This window comes from Salipiger bermudensis HTCC2601, from assembly GCF_000153725.1.
GTDB lineage: Bacteria > Pseudomonadota > Alphaproteobacteria > Rhodobacterales > Rhodobacteraceae > Salipiger > Salipiger bermudensis.
In genome coordinates, this window is the sequence record NZ_DS022276.1 from 4,022,612 (window position 1) to 4,038,848 (window position 16,237).

Annotated in this window: 13 protein-coding genes; 7 read left to right on the forward strand and 6 right to left on the reverse strand. The window is 66.9% G+C overall.

Translation table 11 applies throughout. From position 1 onward, the window contains the following. Nucleotides 1-82: 82 nt before the first annotated feature. The 4 genes from R2601_RS18980 to R2601_RS18995 form a co-directional block, all read right to left on the reverse strand. On the reverse strand, nucleotides 83-916 hold the full coding sequence (locus R2601_RS18980) for a metal ABC transporter permease (RefSeq protein ID WP_007801283.1): 834 nt from the start codon (nucleotides 914-916) through the stop codon (nucleotides 83-85). Further along, the gene (locus R2601_RS18985; RefSeq protein ID WP_007801284.1) at nucleotides 913-1,788 is read right to left on the reverse strand and encodes a metal ABC transporter permease; all 876 of its coding nucleotides are present in this window, start codon (nucleotides 1,786-1,788) and stop codon (nucleotides 913-915) included. The genes R2601_RS18980 and R2601_RS18985 overlap by 4 nt, the downstream gene beginning before the upstream one ends. 61 nt (nucleotides 1,789-1,849) lie before the next feature. Then, nucleotides 1,850-2,740, reverse strand: a complete 891-nt coding sequence (locus tag R2601_RS18990; RefSeq protein WP_007801285.1) for a manganese/iron ABC transporter ATP-binding protein — start codon at nucleotides 2,738-2,740, stop codon at nucleotides 1,850-1,852. A 20-nt stretch (nucleotides 2,741-2,760) separates the two neighbouring features. Continuing rightward, a complete protein-coding gene (locus tag R2601_RS18995; RefSeq protein ID WP_007801286.1) occupies nucleotides 2,761-3,663 on the reverse strand; it encodes a metal ABC transporter substrate-binding protein in 903 nt (300 codons plus the stop codon). A 221-nt stretch (nucleotides 3,664-3,884) separates the two neighbouring features. Here R2601_RS18995 and metH point away from each other — a divergent pair, with 221 nt between their 5' ends. The 6 genes from metH to R2601_RS19025 all read left to right on the forward strand — a co-directional run bounded on the left by metH (nucleotide 3,885) and on the right by R2601_RS19025 (nucleotide 12,607). Beyond that, on the forward strand, nucleotides 3,885-7,655 hold the full coding sequence (gene metH / locus R2601_RS19000; RefSeq protein ID WP_007801287.1) for a methionine synthase: 3,771 nt from the start codon (nucleotides 3,885-3,887) through the stop codon (nucleotides 7,653-7,655). 98 nt (nucleotides 7,656-7,753) lie between these two features. Beyond that, complete coding sequence (locus R2601_RS19005; protein ID WP_007801288.1) at nucleotides 7,754-9,145, forward strand: helix-turn-helix domain-containing protein; 1,392 nt, start codon at nucleotides 7,754-7,756, stop codon at nucleotides 9,143-9,145. A gap of 307 nt (nucleotides 9,146-9,452) precedes the next feature. Then, nucleotides 9,453-9,740: an Asp-tRNA(Asn)/Glu-tRNA(Gln) amidotransferase subunit GatC gene (gene gatC, locus R2601_RS19010; RefSeq protein WP_007801289.1), complete on the forward strand. Its 288-nt coding sequence runs from the start codon at nucleotides 9,453-9,455 to the stop codon at nucleotides 9,738-9,740. After that, complete coding sequence (gene gatA, locus R2601_RS19015) at nucleotides 9,737-11,224, forward strand: Asp-tRNA(Asn)/Glu-tRNA(Gln) amidotransferase subunit GatA (RefSeq protein WP_007801290.1); 1,488 nt, start codon at nucleotides 9,737-9,739, stop codon at nucleotides 11,222-11,224. Before gatC ends, gatA begins: the two co-directional genes overlap by 4 nt. A gap of 31 nt (nucleotides 11,225-11,255) precedes the next feature. Continuing rightward, nucleotides 11,256-11,951 carry a hypothetical protein gene (locus R2601_RS26815; protein ID WP_040545524.1) on the forward strand — a complete coding sequence of 232 codons (696 nt, stop codon included), beginning with the start codon at nucleotides 11,256-11,258 and terminating at the stop codon, nucleotides 11,949-11,951. Further along, nucleotides 11,912-12,607: an N-acetylmuramoyl-L-alanine amidase gene (locus R2601_RS19025; protein WP_007801294.1), complete on the forward strand. Its 696-nt coding sequence runs from the start codon at nucleotides 11,912-11,914 to the stop codon at nucleotides 12,605-12,607. The genes R2601_RS26815 and R2601_RS19025 overlap by 40 nt, the downstream gene beginning before the upstream one ends. A gap of 230 nt (nucleotides 12,608-12,837) precedes the next feature. Here the strand turns inward: R2601_RS19025 and R2601_RS19030 are convergent, their stop codons facing one another. Together R2601_RS19030 and R2601_RS19035 are read right to left on the reverse strand one after the other, a co-directional pair. After that, a complete protein-coding gene (locus tag R2601_RS19030) occupies nucleotides 12,838-13,848 on the reverse strand; it encodes a GT-B fold glycosyltransferase domain-containing protein (protein ID WP_007801297.1) in 1,011 nt (336 codons plus the stop codon). Nucleotides 13,849-13,924: 76 nt separating this feature from the next. After that, nucleotides 13,925-14,617, reverse strand: coding sequence for a metal-dependent hydrolase (locus R2601_RS19035; protein ID WP_007801302.1), 693 nt, complete (start codon nucleotides 14,615-14,617; stop codon nucleotides 13,925-13,927). Nucleotides 14,618-14,930: 313 nt separating this feature from the next. On the opposite strand from R2601_RS19035, the gene R2601_RS19040 reads away from it, so the two are divergent. After that, on the forward strand, nucleotides 14,931-16,208 hold the full coding sequence (locus R2601_RS19040) for an O-acetylhomoserine aminocarboxypropyltransferase/cysteine synthase family protein (RefSeq protein WP_007801303.1): 1,278 nt from the start codon (nucleotides 14,931-14,933) through the stop codon (nucleotides 16,206-16,208). Nucleotides 16,209-16,237: the final 29 nt, after the last annotated feature.

Consider the following 16,237-nt stretch of genomic DNA (forward strand, 5'->3'; position numbering starts at 1 on the left):
CCGATTGCCCGCGCAATGTAACAGACACGTTACAAGATCTTGACAGTTTTGTCCGGCGGCGCCCGATGCCGGACGCTCCGCCTCAGCCGACCGTGCGCGCCGCCCGACGGGTGAGCGCAAGGCGCCGCACGAAGGCCACCAGGAACAGCGCCGTGAGGATCAGGATGATCGTCGGCGCCGGTGCGCTGTCGAGGAAGAAGCTGGCATAGGTGCCCGCGAGCATCGACAGCAGGCAGGCCAGCGTCGCGGCGATCATCATGCCGCCGAAGCGCCGGCAGATCAGGAAGCCGATGGCGCCCGGTGCGATCAGCAGGCCGACCGCGAGGATCAGACCGGTGGCGGTGAGCGTCGCGACGATGGTCAGCGAGAGCGCAGTGAGCAGCCCGTAATGCAGCCAGCCCACCCGCAACCCCGAGGCACGTGCCTGCGCCGGATCGAAGGCGTGCAGCAGCAGGTCCTTCCAGAACAGAGCCACCCCCAGGGTCACAAGCACCGAGATGCTGCCGGCGGTCCACAGATCGGACGGGCCTACCCCCAGCATGTTGCCGAACAGGATATGGTCGAGATGCACGTTGGTCTGCACCTGCGTGTAGAGCACGATGCCAAGCCCGAACATGCCCGAGAACACCACGCCCATCACCGTGTCCTGCTTGACCCGGCTGTTCTCGGCCAGAAAGCCGGTCGCTGTGGCGGTGAGCATCCCCGCCCCGAACGCGCCGACGATCAGCGGCAGCCCGGCAATATAGGCCAGCACCACGCCGGGCAGGATGGCGTGGCTGATGGCGTCTCCCATCAGCGCCCAGCCCTTGAGCACGAGGAAGCACGACAGCAGCGCCGTGGGGATCGCCACGAAGACACAGATCAGGAAGGCGTTCTGCATGAAGGGAAACTGGAACGGCAGGAGAAGCTCGCTCATGCTGCGCTCTCCTGCGTGCGGTCCTCACGCAGCGCCTGCCGCGCCTTGCGCCGCGCCGCCATCATGCCGTGCTTGGGCGCGAAGACAAAGGCGGCGAGGAAGATCAGCGTCTGCAGCACCACGATGACGCCGCCCGTGGCGCCGTCGAGGAAATAGCTCAGATAAGCGCCGGTGAAGCTGGTCAGCGCCCCGATGCTCACCGACAGCAGGATCAGCCGCGGGAAGCGGTCGCAGAGCAGGTAGGCGGTGGCGCCGGGCGTCACCACCATGGCGATGACGAGAAACGCCCCCACGGTCTGCATCGCCGCCACCACCGAGGCCGAGAGCAGCGTGAAGAACACCGCCTTCAAGAGCCCCGGCCGCAGCCCGACGCTCTGGGCATGGCTCTCGTCGAAGAAGACGACCATGAGATCCTTCCACTTGGCCAGCAGCACCACGAGCGAGATCGCCCCGATCAGCACCAGCTGCAGCGTGTCGGCGGGCGTGATGGCAAGGATATTGCCCATTGTGATGGTCTGGATCGACACCGAGACCGGGTTGACCGAGACCATGAACAGGCCGAGCCCGAAGAACGAGGTGAAGATCAGCCCGATCACCACGTCGATCTTCAGCCCCGAGCGGCCCGAAAGGAACAGCATCGCCCCCGCCGCGAGGCCCCCGGAAATAAAGGCGCCCAGCGCGAAAGGCAGGCCCAGCATGTAGGCCCCGGCGACACCGGGCACCACCGCGTGCGACAGCGCGTCGCCGATCAGCGACCAGCCCTTGAGCATCAGGTAGGAGGACAGGAAGGCGCAGACCCCGCCCACGAGGGCCGAGACCCACATGGCGTTGTTCATGTACCCATAGGAGAACGGCTCGAGTAGAACGCTCATCGCGGCACCTCCCCACCACGGCATGTCAGATCATCGAGCAGGGTTGTGTTCGGGAGACGGCTCATTTGCCCGCCTCACGGGTGCGCATCTCGTCGCCGTACTGCACCAGAGGGCGTTCATCGTCGGAAAAGATGGTGACCCGGCGCGCATCGTCATCGTCGTGCAGCGCGTCGCCACCCAGCGTGAAGTGCCGCAGCACGCCCCCGAAGGCCGCCTCGAGATTGGCGCGGGTGAAGGTGGTCTCGGTCGGGCCGTAGGCCAGTACCGTGCCCTTGACCAGCACGGTGCGGTCACAAAACTCGGGCACCGAGCCGAGATTGTGGGTCGAGACCAGCATCACCCGCCCCTCGTCGCGCAGCGCGCGCAGCAGTGCGATGATCTGCTCCTCGGTCTTCACGTCGACGCCGGTGAAGGGCTCGTCGAGCAGGATCACCTGCCCCTCCTGCGCCAGCGCCCGGGCAAGGAACACGCGCTTGCGCTGCCCGCCGGAGAGCTCGCCGATCTGGCGGTGGCGGAAGTCCTGCATGTTGACCCGCGCCAGCGCCTCGGCCACCGCCTCGTGATCGGCGCGCCTGGGCCGGCGAAGAAAGCCCATGTGGCCGTAACGGCCCATCATCACCACGTCCTCGACCAGCACCGGGAAGGACCAGTCGACCTCTTCCGATTGCGGCACATAGGCCACGAGGTTGCGTTTGAGCGCCTCCTTCACCGACATGCCAAGCAAGGATATCTCGCCCGCCGCTGCCGGCACGAAGCCCATGATCGCCTTGAACAGCGTCGACTTGCCCGCCCCGTTCACGCCCACAAGCGCCGTGACGGTGCCGCGCGGGATCTCGAAGCTGGCATGGCGCAGGGCGGTGTGGCCGTTGCGGTAGGACACGGTGACGTCGCGGGCGGAAATCCCGCTGCCCGCGGCCGTCTCGGCGCCTGTCGCGGTCTGGCTGTCGCGCATCTCGGTCCTCTTTCGCAGTCTCAGTTGCCGGCCCCGGTGAGCCCGTCGGCGATGGTCTGCGAGGTCACCTTCAGCAGATCCAGGTAGGTCGGCACCGGGCCGTCGGCTTCACTCAGGCTATCGACATAGAGCACGCCGCCGTAATCTGCACCGGTTTCGCGCGCCACCTGCTCGGCGGGCGCGGTGTTGACCGTGCTCTCACAGAACACCGCCGGAATTTCATGCGTCTTCACCCCGTCGATCACCGCCCGCACCTGCTGCGGCGTGCCTGTCTGGTCCGCATTCATCGGCCAGAGATACAGCTCCTTCATGCCGAAATCGCGGGCGAGATAGCTGAAGGCGCCCTCGCAGGTGACCAGCCAGCGCTTGTCCTCGGGGATCTCGGCGATCTGCGCCCGCAGCGGCTCGAGCGTGTCGCGCAGCTCCTGCTTGTAGGCCGCGGCGTTGGCCTCGTAGGTCTCGGCATTGTCGGGATCGTGTTCGCTCAGCGCGGCGGCGATGTTGTCGACATAGACCTGCGCGTTGTCGAGCCCCATCCACGCGTGCGGGTTGGCCTTGCCCTCGTAGGCGCCCTGCGCGATCGCGATGGGATCGATCCCCTCGCTCAGCGTGGCCGAGGGCAGATCGCCGAGATTGCGCAGGAACTGCTCGAACCACAGCTCGAGGTTCAGCCCGTTCCAAAGGATCAGATCGGCGTCATGGGCGCCGACGATGTCGCGCGGTGTCGGCTCGTAGCCGTGGATCTCGGCGCCGGGCTTGGTGATCGAGACCACCTCGGCGGCATCGCCTGCCACGTTCTGCGCCATGTCGGCCAGCACCGTGAAGGTCGTCACCACCTTGAGCTTTTCGTCGGCATTGGCGGCCTGCGCCAGCACGAGCGTGAGCATCGAGGCGGTGGCGAGCCCGATTTTGGGTCTGAACATGTGGCGTCTCCTCGGTGAGCGGTCGATCTTTCCGCCATGTAAATGCGAGCCATTCGCAAGTGTCAATAATGCAAATGAGAATGGATCGCAAAACCGTGAGCGTGCACCCTGCCCGCCCATAAAGTGAACGCACCTCATGATCCCCTTGACCATTATGAATTGGCCTTAGCTACGCCCAGCATATAGGTAGGCCGCCAAACAGCCCGGAAAGCCGAAATCCCATGTCCAGCACTGCCCCGACCCGTTCTCCCGTCTTCGACCGCCTGCACGCGGCCGCGCGTGAGCGCATCCTGATCCTCGACGGCGCAATGGGCACGCAGATCCAGCAGCTCGGCCTGTCGGAGGGCGATTTTCAGGGCTGCGGCGGCGGCGCCTGCAGCTGCCACCTGCCGCATGACAGCGACAAGCCGCAGCAGGGCAACAACGACCTCCTCAACCTCACCAAGCCCGAGGCGATCGAGGAGATCCACTATCTCTACGCCATGGCGGGCGCCGATATCGCCGAGACCAACACCTTTTCCTCGACCACCATCGCGCAGGCCGATTACGCCATGGAGGGCGCGGTTTACGACCTCAACTTCCAAGGCGCCCGGCTGGCCCGCCGGGCGATGGACCGGGCCGAGGCCGAGGATGGCCGCCCCCGCTTCGTGGCCGGCGCGCTCGGGCCGACCAACCGCACCGCCTCGATCAGTCCGGACGTGAACAACCCCGGCTATCGTGCTGTCACGTTTGATCAATTGCGCATCGCCTATGCGGATCAGGCGCGCGCGCTGATCGACGGCGGCGCCGATCTGCTGCTGATCGAGACGATCTTCGACACGCTCAACGCCAAGGCCGCGATCTTTGCCTGCGAAGAGGTCTTCGCCGAGCGCGGCGAGCGCCTTCCTGTGATGATCTCGGGCACCATCACCGACCTGTCGGGCCGCACCCTCTCGGGCCAGACGCCCACCGCCTTCTGGCATTCGGTGCGCCATGCCGAGCCCTTCACCATCGGTCTCAACTGCGCCCTCGGCGCCGAGGCGATGCGTCCGCACCTGGCCGAGATCTCGGGCGTGGCCGACACGCTGATCTGCGCCTACCCCAACGCCGGCCTGCCCAACGAGATGGGCGAGTATGACGAAACCCCCGAGCAGATGGCCGCGCAGATCGCGGGCTTTGCCAAGGAAGGTCTGCTCAACGTGGTGGGCGGCTGCTGCGGCTCGACCTATGAGCACATCCGCGCCATCGCCAAGGCGGTCGAGGGATTCGCCCCGCGCGAGATCCCCCAGCCCAAGCCGCTGATGCGCCTGTCGGGGCTCGAGCCCTTCATGCTGACCGAGGACATCCCCTTCGTCAACGTGGGCGAGCGGACCAATGTCACGGGCTCCGCCAAGTTCCGCAAGCTGATCACCAATGCCGATTATGCCACGGCGCTCGACGTGGCCCGCGACCAGGTCGAGAACGGCGCCCAGATCATCGACGTGAACATGGACGAGGGCCTGATCGACAGCCAGCAGGCGATGGTCGAGTTCCTCAACCTGATCGCCGCCGAGCCCGACATCGCCCGCGTGCCGATCATGATCGACAGCTCCAAGTGGGAGATCATCGAGGCCGGGCTGAAATGCGTGCAGGGCAAGCCCGTGGTCAACTCGATCTCGATGAAGGAAGGCGAAGAGGCCTTCCTCGAGCAGGCCACGCTCTGCCGCCGCTACGGTGCGGCGGTGATCGTCATGGCCTTTGATGAGACGGGCCAGGCCGATACCGAGGACCGCAAGGTCGAGATCTGCACCCGCGCCTACAAGCTGCTGACCGAGAAGGTCGGCTTCCCGCCCGAGGACATCATCTTCGACCCCAACGTCTTTGCCGTTGCCACCGGCATCGAGGAGCATGACAATTACGGCGTCGACTTCATCGAGGCGACGCGCCGCATCACCACCGACTGCCCGCATGTGCACATCTCGGGCGGGGTGTCGAACCTGTCCTTCTCGTTCCGCGGCAACGAGCCGGTGCGCGAGGCGATGCACGCGGTGTTCCTCTACCACGCCATCCAGAACGGCATGGACATGGGCATCGTCAACGCAGGCCAGCTTGCGGTCTATGACCAGATCGACGCCGATCTTCGCGAGGCCTGCGAGGACGTGGTGCTGAACCGCACCCCCGCCAATGGCGGCACCGCCACCGAGAACATGCTCGACATCGCCGAGCGCTACCGCGGTCAGGGCGGCGCCAAGGGCCGCGAAAAGGACATGTCGTGGCGCGAGCTGCCGGTCGAGAAGCGGCTCGAGCACGCGCTGGTCAACGGCATCACCGAGTTCATCGAGGGCGACACCGAGGAAGCCCGGCAGGCCGCCGAGCGCCCCCTGCACGTGATCGAAGGGCCGCTGATGGCCGGCATGAACGTGGTCGGCGACCTCTTCGGCGCCGGCAAGATGTTCCTGCCGCAGGTGGTGAAATCCGCCCGCGTGATGAAGCAGGCGGTCGCCGTGCTGCTGCCCTACATGGAAGAGGAAAAGCGCCTCGGTGGCGGCACCGAGCGCGAGGCCGCCGGCAAGGTGCTGATGGCCACGGTGAAGGGCGACGTGCACGACATCGGCAAGAACATCGTGGGCGTCGTGCTGGCCTGCAACAATTACGAGATCATCGACCTTGGCGTCATGGTCCCGGCAGAAAGGATCCTCGCCACCGCGAAAGAGCAGAATGTCGACGTGATCGGCCTCTCGGGCCTGATCACCCCCTCGCTCGACGAGATGGTGCACGTCGCCTCAGAGATGGAGCGCGAAGGTTTCGACATCCCGCTGCTCATCGGCGGCGCCACCACCTCGCGCGTGCACACCGCCGTCAAGATCCACCCGCGCTACGGCAAGGGCCAGGCGGTCTACGTCACCGATGCCAGCCGCGCGGTGAGCGTGGTCTCCTCGCTGCTGTCCGCGACGCAAAAGCCCGACTACGTGGCCAACATCCAGACCGAATATGCCGACGTGGCGGACAAGCACGCCCGCGCCGAGCTCGCCAAGAAGCGCATCTCGGTCGAGCAGGCGCGCGACAACGCGCTGAAGCTCGATTTCGGCAACCACGCCCCGGCCCCCTCCTTCCTCGGCAGCAAGGTGGTCGAGGACTGGGATCTGGCCGAGCTCGCGCGCTATATCGACTGGACGCCGTTCTTCCAGACATGGGAGATGAAGGGTGTCTATCCCAAGATCCTCGACGACGAGAAACAGGGCGAGGCCGCGCGCGCGCTGTTTGCCGACGCGCAGGCGATGCTGGAGAAGATCATCGCCGAGAAGTGGTTCCATCCCCGCGCCGTTGTTGGCTTCTGGCCGGCCAACGCCGTGGGCGACGACATCCGTCTCTTCAAGGACGCGGATCGCGTCGAGGAACTGGCCACCTTCTACACCCTGCGCCAGCAGACCGCCAAGCGCGGCGACCGGCCCAACGTGGCGCTGTCGGATTTCGTCGCGCCCGAGGGCCGGCCCGATCACGTTGGCGGCTTCGTGGTGACGGCCGGCATCGAGGAAGAGCGCATCGCCAAGGCGTTCGAGGCCGAGCACGACGATTACTCCTCGATCATGGTCAAGGCGCTGGCCGACCGCTTTGCCGAGGCCATGGCCGAGCGCCTGCACGAGCGCGTGCGCAAGGAGTTCTGGGGCTACGCGCCAGACGAGGCGTTCGACAATGTCGAGCTGATCTCGGAGAAATATGCCGGCATCCGCCCGGCCCCGGGCTACCCGGCGCAGCCCGACCACACCGAGAAGACCACGCTCTTCGAGCTGCTCGATGCCACCAATGCCACCGGGGTCGAGCTCACCGAGAGCTACGCCATGTGGCCCGGCTCCTCGGTCTCGGGGCTCTATATCGCCCACCCGGAGAGCTACTATTTCGGCGTCGCCAAGGTCGAGCGAGACCAGGTGCAGGACTATGCCGCGCGCAAGGGCATGGCGGTCGAGGAGGTCGAGCGCTGGCTGGCACCGATCCTCAACTACATCCCCGGTGCCGGAGCGGTGGCGGCAGAGTAAGCGCCGCCCGCGCCCGGCAGCACTGGACCCCGCCCGCGAAATTTGCAAACTAGCGCTTTACAATGCGCTAAGCTGCAAACACCGCGGGAGGGGGACCGATGGCCACACGCAAGCTCTATGCCGGGGCCAAGCTGCGCGACCTGCGCGGCCGGCTCGGGCTGACACAGAAGGATTTCGCCGGCAAGCTGGGGATCTCCCTGCCCTATCTGAACCAGATGGAGAACAACAACCGCCCGGTCTCGACCACGGTGGTGCTGGCGCTGGCGCAGGAATTCGGCTTCGACGTCACCGAGCTTGGTCAGGGCGACAGCGAGCGACTGGTCTCGGACATGCGCGAGGCGCTGGCCGACCCGATCTTTGGCGAAAGCCCGCCGCTGGCCGATCTGCGCCTCACCGCTTCGAACGCGCCGGCGCTGGCGCGCGCCTTTCTCGAACTGCACCGCGCCTACCGCCAGACCCACGAACGCCTCGCCTCGCTCGACGAGGCGCTGGGGCGCGAGGATGCGCAGCTGCAGCCCAGCCCGTGGGAGGAGGTGCGCGACTTCTTCCACTACTGCGACAACTACATCGACGCCGTGGACCGGGCGGCGGAGCATTTCGCCAACATGCTCAAGGGCGATCTGCGCGGCGCGCTGGTGGCCCGCCTGCGCGAACGCGGCGTGGCGGTCGAGACCGCGAAGACCAGCTCGCTGCGCGCCTATGATGCGGAGCGCAAGCTGCTGACCCTGTCGAACCTGGTGCCGCCCGAGACACAGAACTTCCAGCTGCTGGTGCAGGTGGCGCTGCTGCGCCAGAACGATCTGCTCGAGGCGACGCTGGATCTCGCCCGCTTCCAGTCCGACGCCGCCCGCGCCATCGCGAAGCTCGGCCTCGCCAATTACTTCGCCGGCGCCGCGATGATGCCCTACGGTGCGTTTCTCGACGCGGCGCAGGAAACCCGCCATGACCTCGAGCTGCTGGCCGCGCGCTTCGGCGCCTCGATCGAGCAGGTGGCGCACCGGCTCTCGACCCTGCAACGGCCCGGCGCCAAGGGCATCCCGTTCTTCTTCGCCCGCGTCGACCAGGCCGGCACCATCACCAAGCGGCACTCCGCGACGCGGCTGCAATTCGCCCGCTTCGGGGGCGCCTGCCCGCTGTGGAACGTGCACCGCGCCTTCGAGACGCCGGGCCGCTTCCTGCGCCAACTGGCCGAGACCCCGGACGGCGTTCGCTACGTGCTGCTGGCACGAGACGTGACCAAGCGTGGCGGCCATTTCGGCGCGCCGGTGCGGCGCTACGCCATGGCGCTCGGCTGCGAGGTCAAGCACGCCGGCGCGCTGGTCTACGCAGACGGTCTCGACCTCGCCCGCGACGGTGCCTTCGAGCCGATCGGTATTTCCTGCCGGATCTGCGAGCGCACCGACTGCCACCAGCGCTCGGTCCCGCCGCTGGAAAAGCGCCTCTCCATCCGCCCCGATCGCCGCGACGTGTTGCCCTACTCGCTCGAGTGAGCACCGCCGCACTGCTTGGCGAGGGGCGGACGGGGGCGCTGCCCCCTCTTGGCGTTTTGCGCCAATTCACCCCCGGGATATTTGACGCCAGAAGAAGACATGAGCGCTGCGCCCCTGGCTTCTCTTCGTCAAAAATACTCCCGCCGGAGGCAGGCGGTCCCCTGCGGCCGGGCGCCACTGAAGGCCTCGCGTGCAAGATTTGACACCCCATCGACCCGGCATCCGGTCCGGGCGCTTGCGGCGGCGCGGCTGCGGCGGTAAAGCGGGCGAAAGTTTTGCGGACATTTGCAGACAGGGGAGCCTCCCGATGTCGATCGACACCGACACCGCCGCCCGCGTGGCCAAGCTCGCCCGGATCCGGGTCGAGGACGACCAGCTTCCGGCGCTGGCACAGGAATTCTCGAACATTCTCGAGTTCATCGAACAGCTCAACGAGGTCGACGTCGATGGCGTCGAGCCGATGGTCTCGGTGACCCCGATGCGCCTGAAGCGCCGCCAGGACGGCGTGACCGATGGCAACCAGCAGGACAAGGTCCTGTCCAACGCCCCCGATGCCCGCGAGGGCTTCTTTGCCGTGCCGAAGGTGGTGGAATGAGCGATCTGACGAAGATGAAGGTGGCCGAGGCGCGCGACGCGCTGCGCGCCGGAGACGTGACCTCGGTCGAGCTGACCGAAGCCTGCCTCGGTGCCATCGAGGGCGCCGGGGCGCTCAACGCCTATGTCCACAAGACGCCCGAGATCGCCATCGAGCAGGCGAAAGCCGCCGATGACCGCATCAAGGCCGGCGACGCCCCCGCCATGTGCGGCATCCCGATGGGCATCAAGGATCTGTTCTGCACCCGTGGCGTCGCCTCGCAGGCTGCCTCGCGAATCCTCGAGGGCTTCAAGCCGGAATACGAATCCACCGTCACCACGCAGCTCTTCGATGCCGGCGCGGTGATGCTCGGCAAGCTCAACATGGACGAGTTTGCCATGGGATCGTCGAACGAGACCTCGTGTTACGGCAACGCGGTCAACCCGTGGCGCCGCGGCAATGACGACAGCCAGCTCACCCCCGGCGGCTCGTCGGGCGGCTCGGCGGCCGCGGTCGCGGCGGATCTCTGCCTCGCCGCCACCGGCACCGACACCGGCGGCTCGATCCGCCAGCCCGCCGCCTTCACCGGCATCACCGGCATCAAGCCGACCTACGGGCGCTGCTCGCGCTGGGGCATCGTGGCCTTCGCCTCTTCGCTCGACCAGGCCGGCCCGATGACCAAGGACGTGCGCGACGCCGCCATCCTGCTGCAGGCAATGTGCGGCCACGATCCCAAGGATTCGACCTCTGCGGACCTGCCCGTTCCGGATTTCGAGGCCATGCTGACCGGCGACATCAAGGGCAAGACCATCGGTATTCCGCGCGAATACCACATGGAGGGCATGCCCGAGGAGATCGAGGCGCTCTGGGCCCGGGGCCGCGAGATGCTGGCCGATGCGGGCGCCAAGATCGTCGACATCTCGCTGCCGCACACCAAGTACGCGCTGCCCGCCTATTACGTGATCGCGCCCGCGGAAGCGTCGTCGAACCTGGCCCGCTATGACGGCGTGCGCTATGGCCACCGCGCCACGCTCGCCGCCGGCGAGGGCATCAACGACATGTACGAGAAGACCCGCGCCGAGGGCTTCGGCCCCGAGGTGCAGCGCCGCGTCATGGTCGGCACCTACGTGCTGTCGGCGGGCTTTTACGATGCCTATTACAACCGCGCCCGCAAGGTCCGCACGCTGATCAAGAAGGACTTCGAAGACGTCTTTGCGCAGGGCGTCGACGCGATCCTGACCCCGGCCACCCCCTCGGCAGCGTTCGGGCTTGGCGAGATGCAGGACGCGGACCCGGTGCAGATGTATCTCAACGATGTCTTCACCGTGACGGTGAACCTTGCCGGCCTCCCGGGCGTTAGTGTCCCGGCGGGTCTGGACAAGCAGGGCCTGCCGCTGGGGCTGCAGCTGATCGGGCGGCCGTGGGAAGAAGGGGATCTGCTGAACACCGCCTACGCGCTCGAGCGCGCGGCCGGCTTCGTGGAGAAGCCCGCGAAATGGTGGTAACAGCACCGCAAGAGAGGTGACGGGCAAGATGATGAGATCGGCATTCCTTCTCGGCGTGGCAGCGATGGCGCTGTCCGCCTGCGCCGGAGGCTCGGTGCCCGACAGCGGCGCCGGCGTCGGCTTCGACGATTACCAGACCTACGCCGAGCGTCAGGTGCCGGCCCAGCCCGACGGCACCGTGACCGTGCGCGCACCCTCGCCGGTCGAGACCCGCTCGCTTGACGGCAACGACCTCGAGGCCGAGGCCGCCGCCAGCGCAGCGGCCCAGAATTCCGGCATCGCCCCGGTACAGGCCTCGCCGCAGAACGCCGCGCCCGAGGTGGTGACCGGCGCTGACGGGATCTCGAACGAGAACAATTTCGATGCGGTCTCGGCGCAGCGCGACATCGAAGACGACGCCGCGCTGATCGCCCAGAACCGGGCCCAGTACCAGGTCATCGCGCCGACCGACCTGCCGCCGCGGCCGAACAGCAGCGCGCCCAATATCGTGGCCTACGCGCTGCAGACCACCAACCCCAAGGGCGTGCCGCTCTACGACCGGTCCGGCCGCTATGACGGCAACCCGGTGCCGCGCGCCTGTGGTGCCTACAACTCCTCCGACCTCGCGCAGGAGGCCTTCCTGTCGATGGGCGGTCCGCAGCGCGACCGCCGCGGACTCGACCCCGACGGCGACGGCTTCGCCTGCGCATGGGACCCCGCGCCGTTCCGCGCGGCGCGTGGCGGCTGACACCGCTCTGGCACCCGAGCGACAATTTCGGCCCGCGCCGTGACGGCGCGGTGCCCGACATCGTCGTGCTGCATTACACCGCCATGGCAAGCGCCGAGGGCGCGCGCGACTGGCTCTGCCACCCCGACGCCGGTGTTTCAGCGCATTACGTGATCGGCCGGCAAGGCACCGTCTGGCAACTGGTGCGCGAGGAGATGCGTGCCTGGCATGCGGGCCTTGGCGCCTGGGGCAGCGTCACGGAAGTGAACTCGCGTTCGATCGGCATCGAGATCGCCAACACCGGCGCCGAGCCGTTCCCGGAGCCGCAGATGGCGGCGCTCGAAAAACTGCTCGCCGGTATCCTGCAGCGCTGGCGCATTCCGCCCGAGCGGGTGATCGGCCATTCCGACATGACGCCCGGGCGCAAGATCGATCCCGGCCCGCGCTTCGACTGGGCGCGGCTTGCCCGGCGTGGTCTCGCCATCTGCGCCGCCCCCGCGGCACCCGGTGATTTCCATGCCAATGCGCATCGCGTTGGCTACCGCGTAGAGGCCAACCGCCACGACGCGCTGCTCTCAGCCTTCCGCGACCGCTTCCGACCCGGCGCGCGCGGCCCTCTCGACGAGACCGACCGCAGTCTCATGGCAGGGCTCGCCGCGAAATACCCTGCGACCTGAACCGGCACCCATTTCTGAGACGGCACGCCGGCGGACACGCCCGGCCTGCCTCCGGCGGGAGTATTTTTGACGAAGAGAAGCCAGGGGCGCGGCGCTCCTAGCTTCCCTGGTTCAAAAATAACTCGGGGGGTGAATTGGCGCATAGCGCCAAGAGGGGGCTGGCCCCCTGCAACTGGCAGCGGGGAGTGGCCGCGATACCAGGAGGCGCGGTCGGGGCCGTGCGTCCCGCCTCAGCGCATCCAGAAGCCCTCGCGCTTAAGCCGGTTGCGAAACCCCTGCTCGCGCCGGGGCAGGTCGTCGCGATCGAACAGCGCCCGCGCCTTGCGCCCCCGCCCCTGGTAGACCATGCGCTTGATCGGCTCGTATTGCTTCAGCACTTTCTTGATCCGGTTCGGCGCGGTGATCTCCTCGAGCCAGTCCACCACCGCGTCGCTTTCGCGCGCGTAGAGCAGTGGCAGCGTGCGGTAATGGCAGCTCACCGCGCCGTCGATGAGCCCGTCCGGGAGCGTGTCACGCCCGCCGCCAAGGGACTGGATCACCAGCGGCAAGGCCACCTGGTCGAGCCACGGATCGAGGCTCTGACAGACCAGCTCGCGCGGCGGGTCGTCGCGGATCGCGAGCGCATAGTCCAAGAAGCGCTGCCCGAAGCGGCGCGGGCAGGCGCCGAAGAAGAAACCTGCGTTGAAGTAGAGGTAGCGCTGCCAGTACTCGTCGGGCCAGCGCAGGTCGAGCGAGCTCTCGAAATCAAGACCGAAGAGGTCGTAGAGCGCCTTCCAGGTCTCGGTATATCCGGGGCCGTAGAGCTCGATCTGCGGCCAGGTGCCTTCGCGCCGGAGCGACGCGGTCGGGCGCGCGAAGTCGAACGGCACGCAGGCCAGGTCGTCGAGGATCAGCGTGTCGGTGTCGAAGAACACGAAGGGCTCGCCCTCCGGCATGGAGAGCAGTGCCTCGATCTTGTTGCCATAGGCGTAGGCGGCACCGAAATGCCGGCTCTCGAAGGGCAGGATCTCGGCGCCCTGCGCCTCGAGTAGCGCGCGCAGCTCGGGGTCATCGATGCGCGGATCGAGTGGCCAGAGATCGCCGGGCTGCGGCTCGGCGACGTAGAGCCTGGCATGGCGCGCGGGCGTGGTGAGCGCCAGCGACAGGGCGAAGAGCAGCGCCTCGTATTGCAGACGTCCGGCCTGGCCCACGATCATCACGTTGACCGGGCCAGCGCCCTCGCTCGTTCCTGTGCCGATCATGTGACTGCGCGCGCCCCGCTTGTTTTGCCCGCACTATAGGCAGGGCGGGGCGCGCCGGGAACCCGGGGTGTGCTCCTCAGAGCGGGATCGCCTCGAGCACCTGCGGCTCGATGACCTGAACGCCGGGCAGGCCCGCGGCCAGCGCCTCGGCCGACTGCGCGAGCGCCGGGAAGGTGCGGTAATGCATGGGGATCACGGTCTTGAAGTCGAAGTAGGTCTTCGCGGCCCAGGCTGCCATCTCCATGTCCATGGTGTAGTAGCCGCCGGCGCTGAGGATACCGATGTCGGGCTTGTAGTAGGCGCCGATCCAGCTCATGTCGGCCATGATCGTGGTATCGCCCGAGAAGTAGATCGTCTTGCCCTCGCCGCGGATGATGAAGCCGGTTTCCATGCCCGTGTACTGGGCGACGCCATCGACCACCATCGACGAGCTGTGCGAGGCGGGCACCATGCTCACCGAGACCTTGCCGAACTGCGCCGTGCCGCCCTTGTTGAAGGCCTGGCCCGCCACCGCGCCCTGGCTCTCGAGCAGGTTGACCAGTTCGAAGATACCCGAAACCGGCAGCGACCTGTCCTTCGAGAGCTGGACGCAGTCGTTGGTGTGGTCGAAATGACCGTGTGTCATCAGGATCTGCGTGGCGCCGTCCAGCGCCTCCTCGATGCGCTCGTCGGGCATCATCGGATTGCCGGTGACCCACGGGTCGATCAGAAGAACCTGATCTTCGATCTCGATCCGGAAGCTGCCATGCCCAAGCCATATGAGTTTCATGAATCCATCCTTGTTTGAATGCGTCTGCCCGGAGCCTAGCGCAGGATGAGGAGGGGTAAAGGGGGCCAGCCCCCTCTTGGCCTGCGGCCAATTCACCCCCGAGGTATTTTTGAACCAAAGAAGTCAGGAGCGCCGCGCCCCTGGCTTCTCTTCGTCAAAAATACTCCCGCCGGAGGCAGGCCGTTCCCGCCCGCACCTGCGGCGCGTCAGAAAGGAGCGCAGCGCCGGTCCGGAGAGAAACGAGACGACGGATATTGTGGGGCGCCCCGCAATGGCCTAGGCCTATGGTCGAGGGATCATCAGGGAGGATTTCATGACACACGGCTTCGATACGCTGCAGGTGCACGCGGGCGCCCGGCCCGACCCGGCCACCGGCGCGCGGCAGACCCCGATCTACCAGACCACCGCCTACGTGTTCCGCGATGCCGACCACGCGGCGGCGCTCTTCAACCTGCAGGAGGTCGGCTATATCTACTCCCGCCTGACCAATCCGACGGTGGCGGCGCTGCAGGAGCGGGTCGCGACGCTCGAGGGTGGCGCGGGCGCGGTGTGCTGCTCTTCGGGCCACGCGGCGCAGATCATGGCGCTTTTCCCGCTGATGGGTCCGGGGCTCAACATCGTCGCTTCCACAAGGGCTTATGGCGGAACGATCACCCAGTTCAGCCAGACCATCAAGCGCTTTGGCTGGTCGTGCAAATTCGTCGATTTCGACGATCTCGGCGCCGTCGAGGCCGCGATCGACGACAACACCCGCGCGGTGTTCTGCGAGAGCATCGCCAACCCGGGCGGCTACATCACCGATCTCGATGCCATCGCCGCCATCGCCGACAAGGCCGGGCTGCCGCTGATCGTCGACAACACCTCGGCCACACCCTACCTGTGCCGACCGATCGAGCATGGCGCCACGCTGGTGGTGCATTCGCTGACCAAGTACATGACCGGCAACGGCACGGTGACCGGCGGCGCGGTGATCGACTCGGGCACGTTCGACTGGTCCGCCTCGGGCAAGTTCCCCTCGCTCTCCGAACCCGAGCCCGCCTATCACGGGCTCAAGTTCCACGAGACCTTCGGCTCGCTCGCCTTCACCTTCCACTCCATCGCCATTGGCCTGCGCGATCTCGGCATGACGATGAACCCGCAAGGCGCGCATTACACGCTGATGGGCATCGAGACCCTGAGCCTGCGGATGCAGAGACACGTGGAGAACGCCCAGCGCGTTGCGGCCTGGCTGGAGAACCATCCGGCGGTCGAGCGGGTGACCTATGCCGGTCTGCCCTCCTCGCCCTACAATGACCGCGTCGCCAAGATCTGCCCCAACGGGGCCGGTGGGTTGTTCACCGTGGCGCTCAAGGGCGGCTACGAGAGCTGCACGAAATTCGTCGATGCACTGCAGATCTTCAGCCACGTGGCCAATCTCGGCGATGCGCGCAGCCTGGTGATCCACTCGGCCTCGACCACCCACCGCCAGCTCAGCGAGGAGCAGCAGATCGCCGCCGGAGCGGCGCCGAACGTGGTGCGGATCTCGATCGGCATCGAGGATCCGGAGGACCTGATCGCAGATCTCGATCAGGCGCTCGCGCAGGCCGGCTGATCGCGCGTCACGTCTTGGACGAAGGGGGA